Source organism: Sphingomonas sp. CFBP 13728 (assembly GCF_014841895.1).
GTDB lineage: Bacteria > Pseudomonadota > Alphaproteobacteria > Sphingomonadales > Sphingomonadaceae > Sphingomonas.
The window spans coordinates 110,680-134,543 of record NZ_JACYUS010000001.1 but is presented as its reverse complement, the minus strand read 5'-3'; the positions used below and the strand labels follow the sequence as shown (position 1 = coordinate 134,543).

General features: G+C 66.0%; 26 protein-coding genes and 1 riboswitch. Of the genes, 11 read left to right on the top strand and 15 right to left on the bottom strand.

Going from position 1 to position 23,864, the window contains the following annotated elements; all coding sequences use genetic code 11:
- The 3 genes from IFT67_RS00565 to hisI are packed head-to-tail and all read right to left on the bottom strand — an operon-like array spanning nt 1 to nt 1,330.
- Entirely contained in the window at nt 1–453 is a 453-nt protein-coding gene (locus IFT67_RS00565) for a MerR family transcriptional regulator (protein WP_056049049.1), read from the bottom strand.
- Nucleotides 454–485: 32 nt separating this feature from the next.
- Nucleotides 486–971, bottom strand: a complete 486-nt coding sequence (locus IFT67_RS00560; protein ID WP_192144637.1) for a hypothetical protein — start codon at nt 969–971, stop codon at nt 486–488.
- Nucleotides 968–1,330 carry a phosphoribosyl-AMP cyclohydrolase gene (gene hisI, locus IFT67_RS00555; protein WP_192144636.1) on the bottom strand — a complete coding sequence of 121 codons (363 nt, stop codon included), beginning with the start codon at nt 1,328–1,330 and terminating at the stop codon, nt 968–970. The genes IFT67_RS00560 and hisI overlap by 4 nt, the downstream gene beginning before the upstream one ends.
- 120 nt (nt 1,331–1,450) lie before the next feature.
- Here hisI and purF point away from each other — a divergent pair, with 120 nt between their 5' ends.
- Together purF and IFT67_RS00545 are read left to right on the top strand one after the other, a co-directional pair.
- Nucleotides 1,451–2,908, top strand: coding sequence for an amidophosphoribosyltransferase (gene purF / locus IFT67_RS00550; RefSeq protein WP_056058607.1), 1,458 nt, complete (start codon nt 1,451–1,453; stop codon nt 2,906–2,908).
- Between the two features lie 16 nt (nt 2,909–2,924).
- The gene (locus tag IFT67_RS00545; protein ID WP_192144635.1) at nt 2,925–3,635 is read left to right on the top strand and encodes an SDR family NAD(P)-dependent oxidoreductase; all 711 of its coding nucleotides are present in this window, start codon (nt 2,925–2,927) and stop codon (nt 3,633–3,635) included.
- An 81-nt stretch (nt 3,636–3,716) separates the two neighbouring features.
- Here IFT67_RS00545 and IFT67_RS00540 read toward each other — a convergent pair whose 3' ends face one another.
- From IFT67_RS00540 to IFT67_RS00530, 3 genes are all read right to left on the bottom strand, one after another.
- On the bottom strand, nt 3,717–4,961 hold the full coding sequence (locus tag IFT67_RS00540) for an SAM-dependent methyltransferase (RefSeq protein WP_192144634.1): 1,245 nt from the start codon (nt 4,959–4,961) through the stop codon (nt 3,717–3,719).
- A gap of 207 nt (nt 4,962–5,168) precedes the next feature.
- On the bottom strand, nt 5,169–6,530 hold the full coding sequence (locus tag IFT67_RS00535; protein ID WP_192144633.1) for a cryptochrome/photolyase family protein: 1,362 nt from the start codon (nt 6,528–6,530) through the stop codon (nt 5,169–5,171).
- 33 nt (nt 6,531–6,563) lie between these two features.
- A complete protein-coding gene (locus tag IFT67_RS00530; RefSeq protein WP_192144632.1) occupies nt 6,564–7,466 on the bottom strand; it encodes a histone deacetylase family protein in 903 nt (300 codons plus the stop codon).
- Nucleotides 7,467–7,540: 74 nt separating this feature from the next.
- Here IFT67_RS00530 and IFT67_RS00525 point away from each other — a divergent pair, with 74 nt between their 5' ends.
- The 5 genes from IFT67_RS00525 (at nt 7,541) to IFT67_RS00505 (ending at nt 11,550) form a co-directional block, all read left to right on the top strand.
- Nucleotides 7,541–8,035, top strand: coding sequence for an RNA pyrophosphohydrolase (locus IFT67_RS00525; protein ID WP_192144631.1), 495 nt, complete (start codon nt 7,541–7,543; stop codon nt 8,033–8,035).
- 39 nt (nt 8,036–8,074) lie between these two features.
- Nucleotides 8,075–8,977 (top strand): DUF481 domain-containing protein, encoded by a 903-nt coding sequence (locus IFT67_RS00520; RefSeq protein ID WP_342450521.1) that lies wholly within the window; start codon nt 8,075–8,077, stop codon nt 8,975–8,977.
- A 40-nt stretch (nt 8,978–9,017) separates the two neighbouring features.
- The gene (locus tag IFT67_RS00515) at nt 9,018–10,223 is read left to right on the top strand and encodes a hydrolase (RefSeq protein WP_192144630.1); all 1,206 of its coding nucleotides are present in this window, start codon (nt 9,018–9,020) and stop codon (nt 10,221–10,223) included.
- A complete protein-coding gene (gene astA, locus IFT67_RS00510) occupies nt 10,220–11,236 on the top strand; it encodes an arginine N-succinyltransferase (RefSeq protein WP_192144629.1) in 1,017 nt (338 codons plus the stop codon). The genes IFT67_RS00515 and astA overlap by 4 nt, the downstream gene beginning before the upstream one ends.
- A 95-nt stretch (nt 11,237–11,331) precedes the next feature.
- Nucleotides 11,332–11,550 carry a hypothetical protein gene (locus IFT67_RS00505; protein WP_192144628.1) on the top strand — a complete coding sequence of 73 codons (219 nt, stop codon included), beginning with the start codon at nt 11,332–11,334 and terminating at the stop codon, nt 11,548–11,550.
- 8 nt (nt 11,551–11,558) lie between these two features.
- Here the strand turns inward: IFT67_RS00505 and IFT67_RS00500 are convergent, their stop codons facing one another.
- The 3 genes from IFT67_RS00500 to cobU form a co-directional block, all read right to left on the bottom strand.
- Complete coding sequence (locus IFT67_RS00500; protein WP_244647111.1) at nt 11,559–12,440, bottom strand: Crp/Fnr family transcriptional regulator; 882 nt, start codon at nt 12,438–12,440, stop codon at nt 11,559–11,561.
- Between the two features lie 295 nt (nt 12,441–12,735).
- Entirely contained in the window at nt 12,736–12,969 is a 234-nt protein-coding gene (locus tag IFT67_RS00495) for a hypothetical protein (RefSeq protein WP_192144627.1), read from the bottom strand.
- Nucleotides 12,970–13,071: 102 nt separating this feature from the next.
- Nucleotides 13,072–13,629: a bifunctional adenosylcobinamide kinase/adenosylcobinamide-phosphate guanylyltransferase gene (cobU, locus tag IFT67_RS00490; RefSeq protein WP_192144626.1), complete on the bottom strand. Its 558-nt coding sequence runs from the start codon at nt 13,627–13,629 to the stop codon at nt 13,072–13,074.
- A 92-nt stretch (nt 13,630–13,721) separates the two neighbouring features.
- Here cobU and IFT67_RS00485 point away from each other — a divergent pair, with 92 nt between their 5' ends.
- The 3 genes from IFT67_RS00485 to IFT67_RS00475 are packed head-to-tail and all read left to right on the top strand — an operon-like array spanning nt 13,722 to nt 17,087.
- Nucleotides 13,722–14,696, top strand: coding sequence for a threonine-phosphate decarboxylase (locus tag IFT67_RS00485; RefSeq protein WP_192144625.1), 975 nt, complete (start codon nt 13,722–13,724; stop codon nt 14,694–14,696).
- On the top strand, nt 14,689–15,627 hold the full coding sequence (cbiB, locus tag IFT67_RS00480; protein ID WP_192144624.1) for an adenosylcobinamide-phosphate synthase CbiB: 939 nt from the start codon (nt 14,689–14,691) through the stop codon (nt 15,625–15,627). Before IFT67_RS00485 ends, cbiB begins: the two co-directional genes overlap by 8 nt.
- Entirely contained in the window at nt 15,615–17,087 is a 1,473-nt protein-coding gene (locus IFT67_RS00475; RefSeq protein WP_192144623.1) for a cobyric acid synthase, read from the top strand. Before cbiB ends, IFT67_RS00475 begins: the two co-directional genes overlap by 13 nt.
- On the opposite strand, the gene cobS is transcribed toward IFT67_RS00475, so the two are convergent.
- The 5 genes from cobS to cobO form a co-directional block, all read right to left on the bottom strand.
- The gene (gene cobS / locus IFT67_RS00470) at nt 17,049–17,780 is read right to left on the bottom strand and encodes an adenosylcobinamide-GDP ribazoletransferase (protein ID WP_192144622.1); all 732 of its coding nucleotides are present in this window, start codon (nt 17,778–17,780) and stop codon (nt 17,049–17,051) included. The two genes, IFT67_RS00475 and cobS, sit on opposite strands and share 39 nt — an antisense overlap.
- Nucleotides 17,777–18,349, bottom strand: coding sequence for a histidine phosphatase family protein (locus IFT67_RS00465; RefSeq protein WP_446740781.1), 573 nt, complete (start codon nt 18,347–18,349; stop codon nt 17,777–17,779). Before IFT67_RS00465 ends, cobS begins: the two co-directional genes overlap by 4 nt.
- Nucleotides 18,346–19,359, bottom strand: a complete 1,014-nt coding sequence (gene cobT, locus IFT67_RS00460) for a nicotinate-nucleotide--dimethylbenzimidazole phosphoribosyltransferase (protein WP_192144621.1) — start codon at nt 19,357–19,359, stop codon at nt 18,346–18,348. The genes IFT67_RS00465 and cobT overlap by 4 nt, the downstream gene beginning before the upstream one ends.
- Nucleotides 19,356–19,763: a DUF1636 domain-containing protein gene (locus IFT67_RS00455; RefSeq protein WP_192144620.1), complete on the bottom strand. Its 408-nt coding sequence runs from the start codon at nt 19,761–19,763 to the stop codon at nt 19,356–19,358. The genes cobT and IFT67_RS00455 overlap by 4 nt, the downstream gene beginning before the upstream one ends.
- A 171-nt stretch (nt 19,764–19,934) precedes the next feature.
- Nucleotides 19,935–20,128, bottom strand: a riboswitch (cobalamin riboswitch).
- A 191-nt stretch (nt 20,129–20,319) separates the two neighbouring features.
- Nucleotides 20,320–20,919 (bottom strand): cob(I)yrinic acid a,c-diamide adenosyltransferase, encoded by a 600-nt coding sequence (gene cobO / locus IFT67_RS00450; RefSeq protein ID WP_192144619.1) that lies wholly within the window; start codon nt 20,917–20,919, stop codon nt 20,320–20,322.
- A gap of 60 nt (nt 20,920–20,979) precedes the next feature.
- Between cobO and IFT67_RS00445 the strand changes: the two genes are divergently transcribed.
- The gene (locus IFT67_RS00445; protein WP_192144618.1) at nt 20,980–22,596 is read left to right on the top strand and encodes an NAD(P)/FAD-dependent oxidoreductase; all 1,617 of its coding nucleotides are present in this window, start codon (nt 20,980–20,982) and stop codon (nt 22,594–22,596) included.
- Between the two features lie 370 nt (nt 22,597–22,966).
- Here the strand turns inward: IFT67_RS00445 and IFT67_RS00440 are convergent, their stop codons facing one another.
- Nucleotides 22,967–23,656 (bottom strand): peptidylprolyl isomerase, encoded by a 690-nt coding sequence (locus IFT67_RS00440; RefSeq protein WP_192144617.1) that lies wholly within the window; start codon nt 23,654–23,656, stop codon nt 22,967–22,969.
- Between the last annotated feature and the right edge of the window lie 208 nt (nt 23,657–23,864).

The following is a 23,864-nucleotide window of genomic DNA, read 5'->3' as shown; positions in this document are numbered from 1 at the left end:
TTATCCTTGGTTGTCCTGGGCGCGGCTCACTTCGAGGAGGGCCACGAAACTGGTGAGTTCGTCGATGGCGAGATCGATGTCGCGCTTCTGCGCGGTCAGCAGCGCGATCCGCGCCTGGCTGCGCTCGATCACGACCTGCCGCTGCGCGCGGCGGCCATCGCCGAGATCGTAAAGGTCGATCATCTCGCGGATTTCGCCGAGGCTGAACCCGACGCGCTTGCCGCGCAGGATCCAGGCGAGACGCGCGCGGTCGCGGTGCGAATAGATGCGCTGAGTCCCACGACGCTCGGGCGCGATCAGGCCCTCGTCCTCGTAGAACCGGAGGGCCCGCGCGGTGACGTCGAACTCGGCGGAGAGGTCGGAGATCGTGAAGCTCTCGCGATCATGCCGCGGCTCGATCACCGCATAGGATTGCGGGGTCGCCTGCAATCGAGGGGATGCTTGTGTCGCCATCCCCGGGGAAATAACTCTCGTTTACGTCAACGTCAATTGCCGCAGAGCAACTTTCCCTTCGTCGACCGTAGCGTCGCGGCCTCCGATCGCGACTCGCTAAGCCGGTCGACGGTCAGTGCCGCGAGCGAGGCGCGGCCGGTGCAGAGCGTCTCGCAGGCTTCGGGGACTTCGGCGGGAAACACGATCCGATCGCCGTCGAAGCGTGCGTCGAATTTGCAGGCGCCGAACGCGAGCTTGAGCGCATCGCCTGCCCGCTCCACGGTTCCCGACGCGGCGCACGCCTGGTCCTCGCCATAGTCGACGCTGATCCCGATCCGAGCGGTCTTTTCCGTACCGACGACGCAGACCCGGTCCGTATCGCGCGCCCATGATCCTTGTAGCGGCGCGTTCGGGTCGGGCACGATCCCCGCCGTCTCCGCCGCAGCCTCGAGCCGAGCGCCCGCGCTGTTCGCCACCGCGGTCGCTGGCTCGCGCCCACACCCGCCGAGCATGAGCGCGAACAGCAGCACGCGCTTCATTCTGCCGGCACCAGCTTGCCCCCTTCGATCCGCCGGAAGAAGCAGGTACGTTCGCCGGTATGGCACGCCGGCCCCGCCGCATCGACGATCACCCATACCGCATCCTGATCGCAGTCGATCCGCAGCTCGGCGACACGCAGCACGTTCCCCGACGTCTCGCCCTTCTTCCAGAGCTTCTCCCGACTCCGCGACCAGAAATGCGCCTCGCCGGTCGCCTGCGTCTCCGCCAGCGCCTCCGCGTTCATGTGCGCGACCATCAGCACGTCGCCCGATACGCGATCGGTGACGACCGCGGTCAGGAGCCCGGCGGAATCGAATTTCGGATCGAGCGTCAGGCCCGTGTCGCGGCTGTGTGTCATGCCCCTGATATACCCGAAACCCGCCGCGATGCGACCAGCGGCGCGCAATGTTATTACAAACAGGCGACAAGCCGGCGATCCGCTCGTATAGGGCAGCTTCCGCACGACGTGAGAACCGGCATGCTGACGACAAACCCTTATGATGACGACAAACTCCGCGAAGAATGCGGGGTGTTCGGCGTTTCGGCCACCGATGGCGCGGCCGCGCTCGTAGCCCTGGGGCTGCACGCGTTGCAGCACCGCGGCCAGGAAGCCGCCGGCATCACGACCTTCGACGGCGCGCATTTCCACACGCACCGCGCAATGGGTCATGTCGCGGGCAATTTTGACCGAGACGACGTGATCCGGTCGCTGCCGGGCACCGTCGCCTGCGGCCATGTCCGCTATTCGACGACCGGCGAGACCGCGCTGCGCAACGTCCAGCCGCTCTATGCAGAGCTGTCGACCGGCGGCTTCGCGATCGCGCATAACGGCAACATCTCGAACGCGATGCGCCTGCGTCGCGAGCTCGTCCGCCGCGGCTCGATCTTCCAGTCGACCAGCGATACCGAGACGATCATCCACCTCGTCGCGACCTCGAACTACCGGACGTTGCTCGATCGCTTCATCGATGCGTTGAAGCAGATCGAAGGCGCGTATTCGCTGATCGTGATGACGCCGGAGGGCATGATCGCCTGCCGCGATCCGCTCGGCATCCGGCCGCTGGTGATGGGCAAGCTCGGCGACGCGGTGATCTTCGCCTCCGAGACGGTCGCGCTCGACGTCGTCGGTGCCACCTTCGTCCGCGCGATCGAGCCGGGCGAGCTGGTCATCGTCCAGGGCTCCGAAATCCGCTCGATCCGCCCGTTCGCGCCGATGGCGGCGCGGCCGTGCATCTTCGAATGGGTGTATTTCTCGCGCCCCGATTCGATCGTCGACGATCACTCGATCTATTCGGTCCGGAAGGCGATCGGCGCGCAGCTCGCGATCGAATCGCCGGTCGACGCCGACCTCGTCATCCCGGTTCCCGATTCGGGCACGCCGGCGGCGATCGGCTATGCACAGCAGTCGGGCATCCCGTTCGAGCTCGGGATCATCCGCTCGCATTATGTCGGCCGCACGTTCATCTCGCCCGGCGACAAGGTTCGCCATCTCGGCGTGAAGCTCAAGCACAACGCCAACCGCGCGCTGATCAAGGGCAAGCGAGTCATCCTCGTCGACGATTCAATCGTTCGCGGCACGACCTCGCTCAAGATCGTCGAGATGATGCGCGAGGCCGGTGCCGCCGAAGTCCATATGCGGATCGCCAGCCCGCCGACCCGGCATTCGTGCTTCTACGGCGTCGACACGCCCGAGCGCGAGAAGCTGCTCGCCGCCAAGCTCGATCTCGGTGGCATGACCGGCTTCATCCATGCCGACAGCCTCAACTTCATCTCGATCGACGGCCTGTACAAGGCGCTCGGCGAGGCGAAGCGCGCGGATGTCCGCCCGAAATATTGCGATGCGTGCTTCACCGGGGATTACCCGACGACGCTGACCGACCATGACGAAGGCTCGGAAGTCGATCAGTTCGCGATGCTCGCCGAACGCGTCATCTGATACTCGCGGAGCGTATATGACGGACAAGCCTCTCGAAGGCCGGCTGGCGCTGGTCACTGGTGCCAGCCGCGGAATCGGCGCTGCGACTGCGATCGCACTGGCGGCAAAGGGCGCGCACGTCGTCCTGACCGCGCGCACGCCGGGTGGTCTCGAAGAGGTCGAGGCGACGATCCACGCCGCTGGTGGTTCGGCGACGATTGCCCCGCTCGATCTGGCCGAGAGCGAAGCCATCGCGCGGCTGGCGACGGCGATCGGCGACCGCTGGGATGCACTGGACATCCTCGTGCTGAATGCCGGGATGCTCGGTTCTCTGTCGTCGGTGCCGGCGATCGATCCGAAGGAGATGGCGCAAGTCCTGACGCTCAACGTCAGTGCGCAGGCGGCGCTGATCGCGGCGTTCGACACGATGCTGAAGAAGGCCAAGTCGGCCAGAGTGATCGGCGTGACTTCCAGCGTAGGCCGCAAGCCTCGCGCGTACTGGGGCCTATACGGTGCTTCGAAGGCTGCGTTCGAAACGCTGCTCGGCGCGTACGGCGACGAGATGGCCGAGATTAGTGCGATCCGTACGGCGATCGTCGATCCCGGCGCGACGCGGACCAAGATGCGTGCGCGCGCTTACCCGGGCGAGGATCCGAATTCGGTGAAGGAGCCGGCGGTCGTGGCTGACCGCATCGTTGCGCTGGCGATCGAAGGCTTCGAGGCGGGGCATTTCGAGCGGGTGGCCTAACCGTTCTCCTGCGGACGCAGGAGCCCAGGGTCACAACCGCTACGGCCCGTTACCCTGGGTTCCGGCGTCCGCAGGAAAACGTCAGCGCTTTACCAGCGTAACCTGCGCGACATCGATCCCGCCGCCAAGAAACCCGCCCTCGCAATACATCAGATAGTAACGCCACAACGCCACGAACCGCGCATCGAACCGTGCCGGCAGCCGCCCCTCCGCAACCGCCGCGTCGAACGCCACCCGCCACCGCCGCAACGTCTCGGCATAGTGCAACCCGAACCCGCGCCGGTCTTCCCACGCGAGCCCGCGCGCCTCGGCCAGCGCGCGAAACCGCGGCTCGGACAACAGCATCCCGCCCGGAAACACATAACGCTGGATGAAGTCGACACTCCGTGAATAGGAGTCGAAGATCGCATCGTCGATCGAGATATACTGCAGCGCAGCACGCCCACCCGGCTTCAGCGCGCGCGCGATCGCGTCAAGATAGACCGGCCAATATTCCTCGCCGACCGCCTCGACCATCTCGATGCTTGCCACAGCGTCATAGGTCCCGGTGACGTCGCGGTAATCGGTCAGCGCCACGCGGACACCGTCGAGCCCCGCCGCCGTGATCCGATCGTCGACCTGCCGCTTCTGCTCGGTCGACAGCGTCAGCGCGTGCACGCCGACCCCCACACGCGCCGCCATCTCGGCGAACGATCCCCAGCCGCAGCCGATCTCCAGGATAGTGTCGCCAGCCCGCGCGCCGGTCCGGTCGAGGATCGCACGCAGCTTGGTCGCCTGTGCCGTCTCATGCGGTTCGGCATCTTCCATCGGCTCAGCGAAGATCGCGCTCGAATAGGTCAGGCTAGGATCGAGCCACGTCTCGTAGAAGTCGTTGCCGAGGTCGTAATGCGCGGCGATGTTCTTGCGCGATCCGGTCAGGTCGTTCCGCCGCATCCGGTGCCACGCGCGTGCTGCCAGCCGCGCCACGCCGCCCGACCGTGCCGAACTCCCGAGCGAGCGGCGGTTCCGCATGAACAGGTCGAACAGCGGCACCGCATCGGGGCTCGACCAGTCGCCTGCCGCCCAGCCTTCGTACCAGCCGACCGACCCCGCGGTTGCGAGCCGAACCAGCGCGCGCCAGCGGTGCACGGTCACGATGGGCAAAGGCCCCGGAGCCCGACCGCCGATCAGCCGACGGGTGCCGTCGGGCAAGTGCGCGTCTATGCCGCCGCTCTCAAGCCCCGCGTCGATCCGGTCGAGCAGGCGGTGGAACACCGGCGCGACGAGGCGCGCGACCGGGGAAACCTGCGCGGCGGGCACATCGTCGAAAGCGGGAACGGCAGTCATCGCGGCGCTCCATGCAACAGGGGCCGCGGCTAGGAAAGAGGCGTCGGCGCGGAAACGGCTGTAACGTAATTCAAGTCCACAACGCACTCCCCTCCCTGGAAGGGAGGGGCCGGGGGTGGGTTGGCGGGTTCAAGCCACGGACGGTCGACCAAGCGGAACCCGACCCACCCCCAACCCCTCCCTTTCAGGGAGAGGAGTCGCCCGACCCTAGCGGGCGTGTCGCCCGGCTTCGAGAGCTCGCTCGCGTCCTTCGCGGTGGCCGACGATTTTTGCCGGGTACACCTTTGGCCGGCAGCCGGACTCCTCCGGATCATGGATCGCTTCGCCGGTCACCTTCGCCAGTTCCGGCACCCACTCGCGGATATAGTTCCCTGCATCGAACTTCTCGGACTGCGACAGCGGAGCCATGATCCGACCGAACATGTTCGAATCCACTCCTGTCCCCGCCACCCACTGCCAGTTCACCGAATTATTCCCGTAATCGGCATCGACGAGGCAGTCCCAGAACCAGCGCTCGCCCTCGCGCCAGTCGATCAGCAGATGCTTCACCAGGAAGCTCGCCGTGATCATCCGCACGCGGTTGTGCATCCAGCCGGTCGCCCAAAGCTGGCGCATTCCGGCATCGACGATCGGATAGCCGGTCTTGCCCTCCTGCCACGCCTTCAGGTCCGCCTCGGCGTCCTTGCCCGACCGCCACGGCAGCTTTTCGAACTTCGGCCGCCCGTTCGTATCGCCGTAATCCGGCATCGTCAGCACGACGCCATCGGTGAAATCGCGCCACGCTAGTTCCTTGCGAAACGTGGTGGCATCGCCATGACCATCTACCGCGTGCCACACCGCACGCGGCGAGATCTCGCCGAAATGCAGGTGCGGCGACAGGCGCGATGTGCCCTCGATCGACGGCATGTTGCGATCGACGTCATAGGCTTCTACGATCGGCGCCATCGCCTTCGCGTTCTTCAACGCCTGCGCCTCGCCCGGCGTCCAGTCGCCGAATCCCGTCGACCAGTCCGGCTTGGTCGGCAGCAGGTCCCACTCCGCCAGCGTCTCGCTCTTCGGCCATTTCGACGGCGCCGGGATCGTCCGCGGCGTCGGCTCGGGATCGCCCGGCGGCATCATTTGGTTCAGCGCCTTCCAGAACGACGAATAGACCTTGAACTGCCCGCCCGACCCCGTCTTCACATCCTCGACGCGGGCAAGGTGGTTGCCGTCATGCAGGCACAGCCGATCGCCAAGCGCTGCTTCGGCCTTCCGCCACCAAGGCTCGTAATGCCGGATCGCATGCACCTGCTCGGCACCGGTTTCCTTCATCAATACCGTCAGCACCTCGACCGCATCACCGCGTCGCAGGACCAGCTTCAACCCCTTGTCCGCCAGCGACTTGTCGAACGAGTCGAGCGTGTGGTGCAGCCACCACCGCTGAGCGCCCCCCATCTTCCATTTCCCCGGCGCGTCGTCGTCAAGCACGTAGACCGGGATCACCGGCCCGGCATGCGCGGCGGCGATCAGCGCGGGGTGATCGTGAAGGCGGAGGTCCTGGCGAAGCCAGAGAAGAACAGGTGTCGTCATCGCATCCCCAACGCAGCAACCCGCGATCCAGCATCACGCCGCTGCGAAAGTTTCCCCCAGCGTCATGATCGCCGCCACGTGTCGTTCGGCGATCGCCAGCGCGTCCTCGCCGTACCCGCCGCCCACCGTGCTCGCGAGCGGCACGCCGCGCGCAATCGCGAGGCGAGCGACAAGCCGTTCTCGCCTTGCCAGACCGTGCAAGGTCAGCGCTAGTCGCCCGAGCCGATCGCCCTCGAACGGATCCACCCCAGCCTGATACAGGATCACCTCAGGCCGAAACTCATCGAGCAACGGCACCAGGGTCGCCTCCAGCGTCGCCAGATACGCCTCATCGCCGACCTTGTCCTGCAACGGCACGTCGACCGTCGAACGCGCCTTCCGCACCGGAAAATTCTTCTCCGCATGGATCGAATAGGTTGCGATCTCCGGCCGTCCCGCGAGCAGTGCAGCGGTCCCATCCCCCTGATGCACGTCGCAATCAACGACGAGCACACGCGCCACCCGCCCCTCGTCGATCAGCCGTGCCGCCGCCACCGCGAGATCGTTGAACACGCAAAACCCAGCGCCGGTGTTCGCCAGCGCATGATGGCTCCCGCCCGCCGTATTCGCCGCGAACCCGTGTTTCAGCGCGAGGCACGCCGCGAGCCACGTCCCGTGTGGAACGATCGCCGCGCGCGACGCCACCGCTGCAGTCACCGGAAAACCGATCCGCCGCTCCTTCTCCTTCGGCACGTCCGCGCGGAGCACCTCGGCGACGTAGTCCTCGTCATGCACCGCCTCCAGCCAAGCAGTCGGCGTAGTCTCGGCCCGGTGCCACGCCACTGCATCGCCCTTTTCGAGCAGCAGGTCGCGGATCAGCCCGTTCTTGTTCCAGCGATAGGTCGAGCGCGCCGGCGCCGGCGTGACATAGTCGGGATGGTGGACGACATGGATCATGCTCCGTAGGTAGGAGCGCGCCCGCCGACCCCCAAGTTGTCCGAGCCCCAAGCCCCTGCGTTGCGGAGATTATTTTGACCGACGTTTCGACCCTGCCCTACCGTCCCTGCGCGGGCATCATGCTCGTGAACGCGGAGGGGAAGATCTTCGTCGGTCAGCGCAACGATTCGCCGCTGGAGGCATGGCAGATGCCGCAGGGTGGGATCGACCCCGGCGAGGACGCCGAAGCCGCCGCGTTGCGCGAACTCGGCGAGGAGACCGGCGTCATGCCCGACAAGGTCGAACTGATCGCCGAAGCGCCCGGTGAATTTGTTTACGACCTCCCTCCAGAACTGCTCGGCAAGGTGTGGAAGGGCAAATGGCGCGGCCAGACGCAGCGCTGGTTCCTGTACCGATTCCTCGGCACCGACGCCGACGTGAACATCGCCACCGACCACGAGGAGTTCCGTGCATGGCGCTGGAGCGATCCCGCCGACCTGCCGCGGTTGATCGTGCCGTTCAAGAAGGCGCTCTACGAACAGGTACTCGCCGCCTTCGCGCCACATCTCGGCGCAATCTCGACACGCTGAGCAGTTCCCAATCCGTCACGCTGCCGTTACGGAACGGCTGTGCGCCGCTTAGCCCCTCTCCTGCTCGCCCCGTTGCTGCTGGCGAACGCGCCCGATCCGCAATCGGTGATGATCCCCGAGACGATCCGCGCAATGCTCGACGCGGCGCTGGAGGCGGGTAACGAGGCGGACGTCAACACGATCGCCAAATACGCGCGCGCTGCCGATCCGCTCAGCGGCGATGCGGTGCTGGCGATCGCCGAGAAGTGGAAGGCCGACCGCGCCGAACAACGGACGCAGGTCATTCGCCAAGCCAGTTTCCTCGATTTGTGGAGCGGCAGGGCGGAAGTCGGCGGCTATCTGACGACCGGCAATTCCGACACCGCCGGCGGCACCGCCGTGCTCGACCTCAACCGCGAAGGCCTTCGCTGGCGCCACAAATTCCATGCTCAGGCGGATTATCAGTCCAACCTGAACATCACGACGCGCGAGCACTACCTCGCCTCGTACGAACCCAACTACAAGGTCGACGACCGCGCCTATATCTACGGTGTCGCGCAATATGAGGGCGATCGGTTCCTCGGTTATTTCAATCGCTACTCCACGTCGGTCGGTGCGGGCTACAGCCTTATCAAGACCGCGGGGACCAAGCTCGATCTCGAACTCGGGCCGGCATACCGTCATACCGAGTTCACCGATGACACGACGCAGAGCAGCATCGCGGCACGCGGGACGGCCAATTTCAGCGTTCGTATCCTCAGCGGCCTTTCTGTCAGCCAGGTCGCGTCGGCCTATGTCCAGCGGTTCAACAGCACCCTCAGCGGCACGACTTCGGTCAACGCGAAACTGATCGGGCCGCTGTCCGCGTCGCTGTCGTACAGCGTGCAGTATGAAAGCGAGCCGCCGATCGGCTCGGTCTCGACCGATACCACGAGCCGCGCCTCGCTGGTCTACAGCTTCTGACGCTGTTCCCACACGCGCCCGGCCTCGCTAGGGTCGCGCGATGAGGGGACTTTCAACGATAGAGCGTGATGCCGTCGATACGGCGGGCGCCATACCGATGTTGGCGCAGGTCGAAGCGTGGGCGGCCGTCAACAGCGGCACGCGCAACCTTATCGGGCTGGCGACGATGACCGAATTGCTCAGCGACGCGTTCGCGGTCCTGCCGGGCGAGATCGCACTGGTCGAGCCGACTCCGGTCGACAATGTCGGTTCCGATGGCGTGGTTTCGGCGATCGAGCACGGCAAGCACCTGCACCTCGTCGTGCGCCCCGATGCGCCGGTCCGCATGCTGTTCACGGGCCATATGGACACCGTCTATCCGGTCGATCACGCGTTCCAGTCGCTGCAATGGCTCGACGACGGCCGGCTGAACGGCCCCGGCGTCGCCGACATGAAGGGCGGGTTGGCGGTGATGCTCGCAGCACTCCGGGCGGTCGAGGCCAGCCCCCTTGCAGCGCGGATCGGCTATGACGTCGTCATCAATTCGGACGAGGAAACCGGCTCCTTCTCGTCTGCCGCGTTGCTCGCCCGCGCCGCGCACGGCAAGGTCGCCGCGCTTACCTACGAACCTGCGCTGGCCGATGGCACGCTCGCTGGCGCACGGGGCGGTACGGGAAACTTCTCGATCATCGTCCATGGCCGCAGCGCGCATGCCGGCCGCAATCCCGAAGACGGCCGCAACGCACTCGTAGCAGCCGCCGATATTGCAGTACGGCTATCGAAGGTCCGCGGCCCTCGCCTCGCGGTGAACCCGGCACGGATCGAGGGCGGTGGCCCGAACAACGTCGTCCCCGACCTCGCTATCCTCCGCGTCAACTTCCGGCCCGCCACGCTCGACGACATCGCCCGCGCCCAGTCACACATCGACTCCGCGGTCGCGATGGTCGCGGCCGAGCACGACGTGCGCATCGAGGTCCATGGCAGCTTCAACCGCCCCCCAAAACCGATCGACGCGGGCGCCGCGCGCCTGTTCGATCTGGTCAAGGCATCCGGCGCGGACCTTGGCCTCGACATCGCATGGAAAGCCACCGGCGGCGTCTGCGACGGCAACAACATCGCCGCTGCCGGCGTGCCGGTGGTCGACACGATGGGCGTCCGCGGCGGCGCGATCCATTCGACCGACGAGTTCATGATCCCCGACAGCCTCGCCGAGCGCGCGGCGCTGTCGGCGGTCACCATATTGCGTATCGCGGAGGGCCGCTTGTGAGTTTCAGAATCCGGGCCGCGGTCGACGACGACCTTCAGCATCTCTACGAGATGGCCAAGCTGACCGGCGGTGGTTTCACCAATCTGCCGCCCGATCGCCGCGCGCTCACCGCGAAGCTCGAACGCAGCCACGCCGCCTTCGCGCGCACCGACGGCCCCCTGCAAGACGAGCTGTTCGTGCTGATCCTGGAGAACATCGAGACCCGCGAAGTCCGCGGCACCTGTCAGATCTTCACGCAAGTCGGCCAGAGCTACCCGTTCTACAGCTACCGGATCGGCCAACTCACGCAGCACAGCAAGGAGCTCAACCGCACCTTCCGCGCCGACATGCTGTCGCTCGCCACCGATCTCGAAGGCGCGAGCGAAGTCGGCGGGCTGTTCCTGCATCCTGGCGAACGTGCCGGCGGTCTCGGCCTGCTGCTCGCCCGCAGCCGCTACCTCTTCATCAAGATGCACCGCGCCCGCTTTGCCGACCGCATCCTCGCCGAGCTACGCGGCGTGATCGACGAGGCCGGCGGATCGCCGTTCTGGGATGGTCTCGCAGGACGCTTCTTCGGGATGAATTTCCAGGATGCGGATCAGTTCAATGCGATCAACGGGCATCAGTTCATCGCCGATCTGATGCCCAAGCACCCGATCTACACCGCGATGCTGACCGAGACCGCACGTGCCGCGATCGGCTTGCCGCATCCCTCGGGGCGCGCAGCGATGCGGATGCTCGAGAACGAAGGCTTCGCGTTCGAGAACTATGTCGACATCTTCGACGGCGGCCCGACGATGACCGCGCGCACCGACCGCGTCCGGTCGATCGCCGATGCGCGTGAGGACGCTATCGTCGGGATCGAAGGCGACGGTGGAACGCAATCACTGGTGGCAACCGGCCAACTCGCAAACTTCCGCGCTGCGTTCGGTTGCGTTCGGGAGACGAGCGACGGTGTAATTCTATCGGAAGATTGCGCGCGAGCACTACGCGTCGACAAAGACGACCGCGTGGTCCACGTCCCCCGACTCTGAACGCTCACCGTCGGGTTAATTTACAATTAACCATCTTACGTGACACGGAAAACGCCGGTTTCCGCCGTTGGTACGCATCTTGCTGAGTAACGGGAATGTGGAATCGTTTTGCTCGCCTTTTCATCATCAAGACGAAGTTCGAGGCCTTTCTCGTGATTTACGGCCTCGGTCTCGGCGCGGTCGAACGCGGCCGCCATTATCTCGATCTCTATCCGGGATATGGCGGCTGGCTGTTGTTCGCGGCATGTCCGGTTGCCGTCTTCATGGCCGGCGGGCGGATCATCGACTCGGTCGATCACGCCCGCAACGGCTAGCTCGCACACTAGTTCTTCTGCTGCGCCAGATGCAGATACCGGCTCGAGAAGTCGGCCAGTTCGCGCAGCGCATCCCATTGCGGAAACCCGATGCGGCGGCGGTTACGGCTGATCAACCCGTCGGCTTCCAGCGACTTGATCGTCCGGTTGACGTGAACCGCCGTCAAACCGAGCGCGTCACCGAGCTGTTCCTGGCTCATCGGCAATTCATAGCCGTGCTCCCCCGTAAGCCCCTGCATATCCAGCCGGATCGCAAATTCGCAGAGGAAATGCGCAAGCCGTGACCGTGCATCGCGTCGACCGATGTTGAGGATCCATTCGCGAAAGATCGAACCCTCGACCAGCGTATTGACGAATATCGCGTTGCCGATCGACGCGCGTTCGCGAGCCAGTTCACGCAGCGCGGTGCGTGGGATCGTCGCGACCTCGGCGCGCGTCAGGGTCTGAACATTGTGGTCGGCAACGTCGAGAAACAGATGCTGGAAATCCAGCGCTTCACCCGGAATATGGAGTGACACGATCTGTCGCATTCCTGCTCCGGTCAGCTTCTGACGATAGGCGAACCCCGACAACAGTACCGCGCATTGTTCGGGCGCATCTCCCTCTCGCACCAGATACGAAGAAGGCTCGAATGTTTTCAACGTGTAGGGAAGCGCGAACAATGCGGCGCGATCGTCAGCGTCCAGAACGGCATGCGTTTCCAGCTTTCGGACCATTAGCGCCAAGGGGCTCGGCAAGCCGGCCATTAGTGTTCTCCCGCGATTATCGGGGCGGGAGCACATGCATCTCTCGGCCGTCAGTGCCCAAAATATCGCCTGACGATAAATCGTTTTAACATACCCGTGGTGGTTTTGTTTCAATATTTGTTGCGAGAAGCCAACGAAACTCAATTAATTTCGTTCGTTCGGCAAATATAGGGGGATTAAGACGATCGCAGGGCTCTGAAAGCAGCAAACGCCCGGCTAACTATTTAGGTAGATTATACGAGTCCAACGAACAAATGTTCCATCTAGGTCGCGATGTACTCTTGATTTCTGGCTTCCGCGCGCGAGTTTCAGTTCTCTACGCATCCTCCTCAACCACGGAGTTAGGGCATGACGTGCGCGCGCAAGACCCTTCACGCCCGATGGCCTGGCTCGCTGGTCCGGTGGAAAATCGCGCTGCGGCCCGTCCTGGCCGGCAACGTCAAATAGACAGAGGCGTCAGGTCTGTTGGCAGTGGAGATGCGCTCGTGTCGGAAACCGAGGCGAAGTTCGCCCCGTCATCGAGCTCTGTCAGCGCCGCATGAACGCAATCGATACAGTCGCTTAGCTTGGCACCAAGCATGGCATTGTCGCCTTCATCGGCAATCCGCAACGCCTCTTCGATCAGAAACGCCATGGATTTCAACCGTGCGATCGTCTGCGCTTCGCTATGCATCACGCCCCTGTTTTCTGCGGTGACATCCTATGCTCGCCTACCACGCAAAAGCCAACCAGAACGGATGGGAAACGATCGCTTGCGTCCTTCCGGCTGGCGGTATCACTCCGGGCGCGCTCCCTTCCAGCGCTGTGCAAGACCCGCCATGACCATATCGACGGAGTCGACCTGAGCGGCGATGCGCTGATGCAGCAGCCCTGCCGCGTCGCGAAAGCGGCGGGCCAGCGCGTTGTCGGGGACGATCCCCTGCCCGACTTCGTTCGAGACGAGAATGACGCGCCCCTTCAACCCGGCGATCGCCTTCACCAGATCATCCGTTCGTGCCGCGATCGCCTCGTCTGCGAGCAGCAGGTTCGACACCCACAGCGTCAGGCAATCGACGAGCATGACCACCTCGGCACCGTCCTTCGTCGCCAACGTCGCGGCGAGGGCGATCGGTGCCTCGACCGTCTGCCAGCGCGCGTCGCGATCCGCGCGATGCCGGAGGATCCGATCTTCCATCTCGCCATCGAACGCCTGCGCGGTCGCGACATAGACGAGCCGAGCGCCGGCCTGATCCGCCGCCGCTTCTGCCACCGCCTGCGCATGGCGGCTCTTGCCGGACCGCGCGCCCCCCAGCACGAACAGGCTTTTCCCGAACGGGGCCCCAACCGATTGCATCCCGCCATCTCCTTCGTGCTTGCGGCTCGCGACCGGAATGACGATGACGCTTGCAAGATCAAGCGAAAGCGCCCGATCGAGTGAAAGACCCTATGAACGCGCTGCGCATCCACGGCGGACGGATCGATATCGCCGCCGCTCTCTATCCCGACGCGCCGCGCCCTTGGCTCGATCTGTCGACCGGGATCAATCCGTGCGCCTGGACCGCCGATCCCCTGCCCGCGGTCGATCTTCATAGCCTGCCCTCGCCCACCGACCTCCAGACACTGGAAGCAACCGCCGCCGCAGTGTTCGGCACCAGCGCAGACCGCGTCGTGGCGTTACCCGGCAGCGAGGTTGGTTTGCGGCTGCTGTCCCAGCTGGACCTGCCCACGCCCGTCCGGTTCGTTACGCCGAGCTACGCCACGCATGCCGATGCCATCCGCGGCGCGATACCGATCGCCCGCGCCGGAATCGATACGGTCGACGATGGTACGCTGTTGCTGGCCAACCCCAACAATCCGGACGGCCTGGTCGACGCGCCCGATCGGCTGGTGGCAGTTGCGCGCAAGGGCGTTTGGCTGGTGGTAGACGAAGCCTTTGCGGACGTTGCGCCGAATACGAGCATCGTCCCCCTGCTTTCGCGCGACGATCGCGCCATCGTGTTCCGGTCTTTCGGTAAGTTCTTCGGCCTGCCCGGCATCAGGCTGGGCTTCATGATCGCGCCACCGTTGCAGGCGGCCCAGATGCGCCGCCAGTTGGGGAGCTGGCCGGTATCCGCGCATGCCGTCGCCTATGGTATCGCCGCGTACCGCGACACCGACTGGATCGCGCAGGCCCGCAGGTTGATCCTGGACCGTGCTGCGCGGCTCGATGCCTTGCTGTCCGATCACGGTCTACGGGCCAGCGGTGGTTGCGCGCTGTTTCGCCTGATCGACACCGACGATGCAGAGGTGCTGTTCGTGCGGCTCGCACGCGCAGGCATCCTCACGCGAACCTTCGACCATTCGCCGCGCTGGCTCCGGATGGGCGTGCCGGGGGACGAAGCAGCGTTCGAGCGGCTGGGCCGAGCGCCTTCGCATGGCTGAACCCGTCGCAGCGCTTGCGATCATCGTCGACATTGCAATCGGCTGGCCTGCGGCGCTCTATGCCAAGGTCGGACACCCGGTCGGCGGGTTCGCACGGTTGATCGGCTGGGCCGAAACGCGCTGGAACCGTCCCGTTTCATCAAGTGCGACCCGCCGTGCTGCCGGCGTCCTGACGATCGCGTTGGTCATCACAGTGGCGGCAGGTGGCGCGTGGCTGGCCGCCGAGCTTGCCCGGATCGCGTTCGGCCACGCCGCATGGATAGCCATCGGCCTGATGGCCGCCCCCGGCCTCGCGATCCGTAGCCTCCACGACCATGTCGTCCCGATCGCGCGCGCATTGCAAGGCGGCGATCTCGAAACGGCGCGCGCGCGCGTCGCGATGATCGTGGGACGGGACGTCGCGACGCTCGACGAAGCTGGAGTCGCCCGCGCCGCAATCGAGAGCCTCGCGGAGAGTGTCTGCGACGGCGTGGTCGCACCGCTGTTCTGGCTGTTGGTCGCCGGCCTGCCCGGCCTCTGGGCGTACAAGGCGATCAACACCGCCGACAGCCTGATCGGGCACCGCGAGGACCGCTGGCGTGCGTTCGGCTGGGCGGCGGCACGCACCGACGATATCGCCAATCTGATCCCTGCACGGATCAGTGGCGCGCTGCTCTGCATCGCCGCCGGTGGCGGCTGGCGAACGATGCTGCGGGACGCCTCGAAGCATACCTCGCCCAATGCCGGCTGGCCCGAGGCAGCGATGGCCGGCGCGCTCGACCTGCGCCTGGCTGGGCCGATCGCCTATGATGGCCTCGTCGCCGACAAGCCCTATATCGGCAACGGCCGCGTCGACGTATCGGTGGCGGACCTCACTGACGCGCTCGGCATCTATCGCCGAGCCTGCATCCTTCTCCTCGTTATCGCCGGAGCGATCGCATGGCTGCTCTGATGTTGCAGGGAACCGGCTCGGACGTCGGCAAGTCGGTGCTGGTCGCGGGACTCTGCCGTGCGTTCGCCAATCGTGGGCTGTCGGTCCGCCCGTTCAAGCCGCAGAACATGTCGAACAACGCCGCCGTCACCGCCGATGGTGGCGAGATCGGGCGTGCGCAGGCGACTCAGGCGATCGCCTGCCGGGTAGAGCCCAGCGTCGACATGAACCCGGTGCTGCTGAAGCCGCAGGGCGACCGCACCTCGCAACTGATCGTCCGCGGGCGGGTCCGAGGCACGCTTGCCGCGGCGCGCTGGCGCGAGGGGCGCGCCGGCTTGCTGGTCGACGTCCTCGACAGCTTCGAGCGCCTGTCGGCAGGCTGCGATCTGGTCGTCGTCGAGGGCGCGGGCAGCCCCGCCGAGATCAACCTGCGCGACGGCGATATCGCCAATATGGGTTTCGCGCGCGCCGCCGACATCCCCGTCATCCTGGTCGGCGACATCGATCGTGGCGGCGTCATTGCGTCGCTGGTCGGTACGCGCGCGGTGATCGATCCAGCCGACGCGGCGATGATCCACGGCTTCCTGATCAACAAATTCCGCGGCGATCCTGCGCTCTTCGACGATGGCTATCGCGCGATCGAGGCGCGCAGTGGATGGCGCGGCTACGGCGTCGTGCCGTGGCTCGCCGACGCCGGCCGGTTGCCGAGCGAGGACGCGGTGATCCTCGAACGCTCCGCCATGTCGACGGGGCGCCGGGTGACGATCGCCTGCCCGATCACGCCACGGATCGCCAATTTCGACGATCTCGATCCGCTCCGGCTCGAACCCGGCGTATCGCTGCTGATGATACCGCCCGGCACCGCGATCCCCGATGTCGACATGATCATCCTCGCCGGATCGAAGGCGACGATCCCCGATCTCGCCTTCGTGCGCGCAGAAGGCTGGGACATCGACATCCGCGCGCATCATCGTCGCGGCAAGCCTGTGCTCGGGCTCTGCGGCGGCTATCAGATGCTCGGACGCAGCATCGCCGACCCGCACGGGATCGAGGGCCCGGCGGGCACCGTAGAAGGGCTGGGATTACTCGACATCGACACGATCCTAACCGCGACGAAGACGCTCGAACGCGTCGAGGGCATCGCGGGCGGTGCGCGGTTCGCAGGCTATGAGATGCACATGGGCGAAACCCATGGCGCCGGCTTGGCCCAGCCCGTTGGCCATCGCGCGGACGGCAGCCCGGAGGGTGCGATCAGCGCGGACGGGCTTGTCGCCGGCAGCTACGTCCACGGCCTGCTGGCGCTCGCCGAACAGCGCGCGGTCTGGCTCGCCAGGATCGGCGTCGATGCGGTCGGGCCCGATCACGGCGCCTCGATCGACGCGGCGCTCGACGCGATCGCAGCTACGCTCGAACGCCACCTCGATCTCGACGCGATGCTGGCGTTAGCGCAGCGTGCCGGTCATGCCGCCACCAATGGCTAGCGCGAGCAGCACCCCGGTCTCGACGATCTCGATCCCGGCGCCATAGGCATCGCCGGTTACGCCGCCGAGCGTCCGCCGCAACCACGCCGCGACGCCTAGCAACAGGAACGGAACGCTCACCAGCGCCGGAGCCATCACGGCCGCCAACGCCAGCACCAGTCCCCAGCCAATGAGGTCCTGCCGCCGCACCGCACCCGCGATCGCCGCCCCCAGGCCGCCCGCCCGGATCGGCGGCAACATCCTGGCCCAGGCGAGCGGCCCCATCCGCGCTGCACACGGCACCAGGATGACGACCCACCAGCCTGCCATCCCGACCGCATGCAGCAGCACCAGCTTGGCGATCATCTGGCTGACGATCGCGACGACGCCGAAGCTGCCGATATGCGGATCCGCCATCACGGCGAGCAACCGCGTCCGATCGCCGTGCGCCGCGCCCAAGCCGTCGGCGAGGTCGGCCAGTCCATCGAGATGCAGGGCGCCGGTGATCGCGACCCACGTCAGTAGCGCGGCGAAGGCGCCCGTCCACGGATCGATCAGCGCGCCAAGCCATCCGGCCACCGCGACCAGCACGCCAACCGCCAACCCGACAATCGGGTAGAAGCGTATCGCTTCGGCAAAACCGCTCGGCCCGACGGTCACGCGCGGCATCGGCAGGCGCGTCAGGAAACCGAACGCAACGATCAACCGCCTCATGTCGCGAGCCCGACGATCTGGACGGTCCGCTCGTCTTCAGGCCAAATCCGGAGCGACACGAGCGACGCGTAGGGCAGGTCGAACGCCCAAATCTGTCGTCGATCGAACCCGCACACATCCGCGAGCGCCGCGCGGATCGCGCCGCCATGCGTGACGACCAGCGTCGCCGCCGGGGGCACGTCGGCAAGCGCATCGTGCACGCGGCCTTGAAGCGCAGACCAGCACTCCCCGCCCGGTGGAGGCGCCGCGTCCGGATCGTCATAAAACTGCGCCAACGCCGTCGGGTCGACCTCCGCGGGCTCGAGCCCATCCCAGGCCCCGAAATCTAGTTCGCGCCACCGCGGGTCGACTTCGACCTCGATCGTCCGACAGGCCGCGATCGCCCGCGCACAGTCGCGAGTCCGGGCGAGGTCCGACGTCACGATGCGGGCGACGTCGAGCGTCGCCGCCCGTGCCAGACAGGCGGCAATGCCCTTATCCGTGACCGGTGCGTCGGTCCGGCCGAGCAGCAGCCCTTCTCGTGCCGGTGCGCCATGCCGCATCAGGTACAGCATGTGCGAGCCGGTCACGCGATCGAGACCCCCGCCTCGGCAAAGGTCGCCATTTCATCATGTGCCGCCAGCGCCGCGCGAACGAGCAAGGTCGCAGTCGCCGCGCCGCTTCCCTCGCCGAGCCGCATGCCCAGCGACAACAGGGGGTCGAGACCCAATGCCCGCAACAGGCGCGCATGACCCGGCTCGGCCGACACGTGGCCGGCAAGACAATGCGCGAGGATATCCGGGCACGCAGCGGCGATCGGCGCGACCGCGGCACAGCATATGAAGCCGTCCAGCATGACGGGTACGCCAGCGAGGCGCGCCGCGAGGACCGCGCCAGCGATCGCCGCAAGTTCACGACCGCCAAGCCTGCGTAGCGTCTCGAACGGGGTGGTCAGTGCGTCCCGGTGCAGCGCCAGCCCGGCCTCCACGGTCGCGATCTTGCGGGCCATGCCGTCGTCGTCGACTCCGGTACCGGGCCCGACCCAGTCGCGTGCCGAGCCATCGAAGCTGGCGAGGCACAGCGCGGCGGCCGAGGTCGAGTTGCCGATCCCCATTTCGCCGAGCACGATCAGATCGGGCGCGTCCGCAACGACGGCCGCGCCCGCGTTGATCGCGGCGAGACATTCCTCCTCCGACATCGCCGGGGCGACGGTGAAATCGATAGTCGGCCGGTCGAGGTCGAGCGGGACGACTCTGAGATCGAGCCCCGCCGCGCGCGACAGTGCGTTGATCGCCGCGCCGCCATGTTCGAAATTGGCCACCATCTGCGCGGTGACGGAGGCCGGAAACGCACTGACGCCGCGGTCAACGATGCCGTGATTACCCGCGAAGATCACCACCCGGCCGCGATCGAGCCGCGGGCGTTCGTGGCCCTGCCAGCCGGCCATGAAGACGGCAATATCTTCCAACCGCCCGAGCGAACCCGGCGGTTTGGTCAATTGCCCCTGACGCGACACCGCCGCCGATCGAGCGGCTTCGTCCGGCTGCGGCAACGCGCGCAAGGATGACAGAAATGCCCCGGCCGTCGGAAAAAACGTCATTCCACGACGAACCCGGCAGGCGGCGTGCGCGTGATGAAGTGGCCCTTCACCCCCTGCGGCCATTGCTTGAACGGCACCTGCCCGAACGCGCTCTCGCCGTAGAGCCGCGCGTAATCGAGGATCGCGCGCGCGGCGTCTTCGGTGGGCTCGAACCGGCCGAGCACATAGCCGACCTTAGCAGGTGCGCGCAGATGGATCGTGCAGAAATCCTGGCAGGCGAACAGACACGGCATCTCCTGCACAGCGACGTCGGCATAGGCCGGGTCGCTCGCCTGAACCGCCTTCAGTGCGCTGACGAGCCGTGCGCCGCCGCGCTGGCCCTGCTCGTCGTCGCGGGCATCGGTGGAATGGCGACACGTGTTGCACGCGACCACCGCGACGCCGTCTTCGACCGGCTTCAGCATGTCCGACCTCGGACGATCTCAAAATGATGTGAACTTGGCATAGAAACCCCTTCGGACAGTCGATCCCGCACCACGCGAAGGGCGAAGGCGCATGCCTCCAGCCTCCGCGCGACGCGAAGCGATGTCGTCGCTCGGGGTGTTACCCGTCCGTTCGGCGCACCCTGGCCGGACGAAAGACGACCGCGACGGGCAGGTCTCCTGGCTCGCGGGTCAACGCCGTCCGCACCGCCTTCTCGGGAACATCCCAATGGCATGAGGCACGATGGCTCGCCGCGTACAGTTGCAAGGGCAGCCGGGTGTTTCCCGTTCCCATTTTCATCCCCCTCCGCGCGAGCATCGGGGGAACCTGTCGCGGAGGGAGCGATAGGCGGGAGGAAGACACGGCGCAAGACACGGCTACGTCGGTTAGAAGTCCGCCAGCCGTCCCCACGCCCTCCCGTCATCCTGACGAAAGTCAGGACCCAGGGTAACGGGCGGTGGCCTTCGTGGCTCTGGATCCTGACTTTCGTCAGGATGACGGACGGTGGTTGTTTTGGGCCGCACAGTACGGAGCCGCCTAGAACTCCACCCCCGCCTGCGCCTTCACTCCCGACCGGAACGGATGCTTCACCTGCGTCATCTCGGTTACAAGGTCCGCCATCTCGATCAGCGCGTCCGGCGCGTTCCGCCCGGTCGCCACGACATGTGTCATCTCGGGCTTCGCGGCCAAAACCGCAAGAACCTCGTCGACCGGCAGATACTCATACCGCAACACGATGTTCAGCTCGTCCGCCACCACCATCGCATAGGACGGATCCGCAACCATCCGCTTCACCTCGTCCCAAGCCTCCCGCGCCACCGCGATATCGCGCGCGCGATCCTGCGTGTCCCAGGTGAACCCCTCCCCCATCGGCTTGAACTCGCACAGCGCGGGGAACGCGTCGAACACCGCCTTCTCACCGGTCGTCATCGCGCCCTTGACGAACTGCACCACGCCGACCTTCCGCCCATGCCCGATCATCCGCACCGCCATGCCGAACGCGGCGGTCGACTTGCCCTTGCCCTTGCCGGTGTGGACGATGATCAGCCCCTTTTCGATCGTCTTGCTGGCGACAATCTTATCGTGGACCTCCTTGCGCTTGGCGCTCTTGGCATTCTGTTCTTCGTCGGTCCGCATGATTAAGTCCTCTCGTGCACCCGATGGCGGATCGCGCCGCGCGGCGCTAGAGCGACCGACATGCTCCGCATCACCGACCTCAAGCTGCCGCTCAACCACGCTGACGAAGCGCTCCCCGCCGCAATCCGCGACCGCCTGCGCGTCACCCCGCGCGACCTGATCCGCTACACCATCGCGAGACGCGCGCACGATGCCCGCGACAAGATGGACATCCAGCTCGTCTATTCGGTCGACGTCACGCTGAAGAACGAGGACACCGTCCTCACGCGTTTCCGCAAGGATCGCCATGTCCAGCGTACCCCCGACACGGGATATCGCTTCGTCACCAAGGGCGGCCCGAGCTACACCGGCCCACGTCCGGTGGTGGTCGGCGCGGGCCCCTGCGGGCTGTTCGCCGGCCTGATCCTCGCGCAGATGGGCTTCCGCCCAATCATCCTCGACCGCGGCAAAGTCGTCCGCGAGCGCACCAAGGATACCTGGGGTCTCTGGCGCAAAAGCGTCCTCAACCCCGAATCGAACGTCCAGTTCGGCGAAGGCGGCGCCGGCACCTTCTCCGACGGCAAGCTCTGGAGCCAGATCAAGGACCCGCGCCACTTAGGCCGGAAGGTCCTGACCGAGTTCGTCAAAGCCGGCGCGCCGCCCGAAATCCTCACCGAAGCGCACCCGCATATCGGCACCTTTCGCCTCGTCACGATGGTCGAGAGCATGCGCGAGACGATAGAGGCGCTCGGCGGGGAATACCGCTTCTCGACCCGCGTCGACGGTCTCGACATCGTCGAGGAGGCCGGCACCCGCCAGCTCCGCGGTCTCCATCTCAGCACCGGCGACTATCTCGAAGCCGACCACGTCGTCTTCGCGGTCGGCCACAGCGCGCGCGACACGTTCGAGATGCTGCATGCCAAGGGCGTCCATGTCGAGGCCAAGCCGTTCTCGATCGGCGTCCGCATCGAGCACCCGCAATCTTGGATCGACGAAGCCCGGTTCGGGCCGTGCGCCGGCCACCCGGATCTCGGCGCGGCAGCGTACAGCCTGTCGCACCACTGCAAGAACGGGCGGACCGTCTACAGCTTCTGCATGTGCCCGGGCGGCACCGTCGTCGCCGCGACCTCCGAGGAAGGCCGCGTCGCGACCAACGGCATGAGCCAATATTCGCGCAACGAACGCAACGCGAACTCGGGGATCGTGATCGGCATCGACCCCGAGCGCGACTATCCCGGCCACCCGCTCGCCGGGATCGAGCTGCAACGCCATTGGGAATCGCGGGCGTATGTCGCCGGCGGCTCGAACTACAAGGCGCCTGCGCAACGCATCGGCGACCTGCTCGCAGGGCGCGCGTCGACCGCGCTCGGGTCGGTGATCCCGTCGTACAAGCCGGGCGTCCACATGACCGATCTTTCGGAGTGTCTGCCGGAGTTCGCGATCACGGCGTTGCGCGAGGCTTTGCCGGCGTTTGGGCGTGAGATTCCGGGCTACGACCATCCTGATGCGGTACTTACGGGTGTCGAGACGCGCACTTCGTCGCCGGTAAGGATCACGCGAGGCGACGATTTCGTCAGCCTCAACACCGCCGGCCTGTTCCCGGCGGGCGAAGGCGCAGGCTATGCGGGGGGGATCCTGTCCGCGGCGGTTGACGGGATCAAGGTCGCGGAAGCGGTTGCGTCGAGCCTTACGGCGTAACGGACTCTAGCTTGTTCCCCCGCGGAGGCGGGGGCCAAGAAGCAACGAATACCTGCGTTCGTTACCCGGGGCTCCCGCCTTCGCGGGAGAACAGAGGGTTGTGACAACTGATTTTAGGGGTCTGCGGGGACCAGTTTCTACACCACCACCCCGGCGGAGGCCGGGGCCCAGTTGGGGGACGCTGCTGACCTAAAGGCAAACCGCCGTAAGCTTGACCTTGCCAATTGCACCCCGGCCTTCGCCGGGGCGGTGCAGAAGTCGATGGCGACCACCTTGGCTCCAGAAGCGTATGAGGGAAACGCCACTCCACTGACCAAACTGACAAGCGTTCGGAACGACGTTAGTCGATGTGCAGCGCCGCGCCCACCCCTCACTTCCGCCTCTGCGGCCCCGTCTCGATCAACCACGCCCGCGGCAGTCCGGTCGGCTTAGCCACCCCATCCAACCGCCGCGCGCTCACCAGCGCGACCCGCTTTAGGATCATCTGGTCCTTGAACGCGTCCATCCCGCCACCAGTCGGCTTGGCAAGGATGCGCTTGACCACGTCCATCCCCGCGACGACATGCCCGAACGCCGCATAACCCGGATAGCCCGCGCGCGCGTCCATCGCTGGCGCCGGCCCGACCGTGATGAAGAAATTCCCGCCAGCCGATGCCGGCGTCATTCCCCGCGCCATCGAGATCGTCGCGTCGAGATGCTTGATACCCGTCATCGCGGTGGTCTCGAGCGGAAACGGCGGTAGTATCCGTCGCGCGTCGGTGCGTATGCCCGCCTGGATGAAGCCAAGCTTCGGCGCGGATTTCTGGCGGCTCGCGCGGTAGAAATCGGTGCCGTCGAACCGGCCGTCATCGACATAAGCGAGGAAATTCGCGGTCGTCTTCGGTGCGTGGCGGGCGTCGAGCGCCAGCAGGATCGGGCCCTCCGACGTGACTAGGCGCACGCGAACAAGGCCCGGCTTCGGTCCCGGTTCGGTGCGCTGTACCGACCGCCTTGCTGGCTGCGCCGTTCCTGCCGTGGCCAAGGCCGCAAGGGCTACGAAGCCCATCATCAAACGCCGCATTTCGATCACTCACGCCTTTACCGGTTGGGGCCGGCTACCTGTCCGTTTGCGGCGAGGCAAGCGCGGGGGGTATCTAGTGACGTGGAGTAAACCGGTGATCACCGTTGGTACCAACGTCAGTTTGCACCGCTCAGCATGCACCAGCGAGCGCTTCGGCTTAGTTCCATTCGTCCGAGTAGGCTCCTCCCCGGCGGAGGCCGGGGCCCAG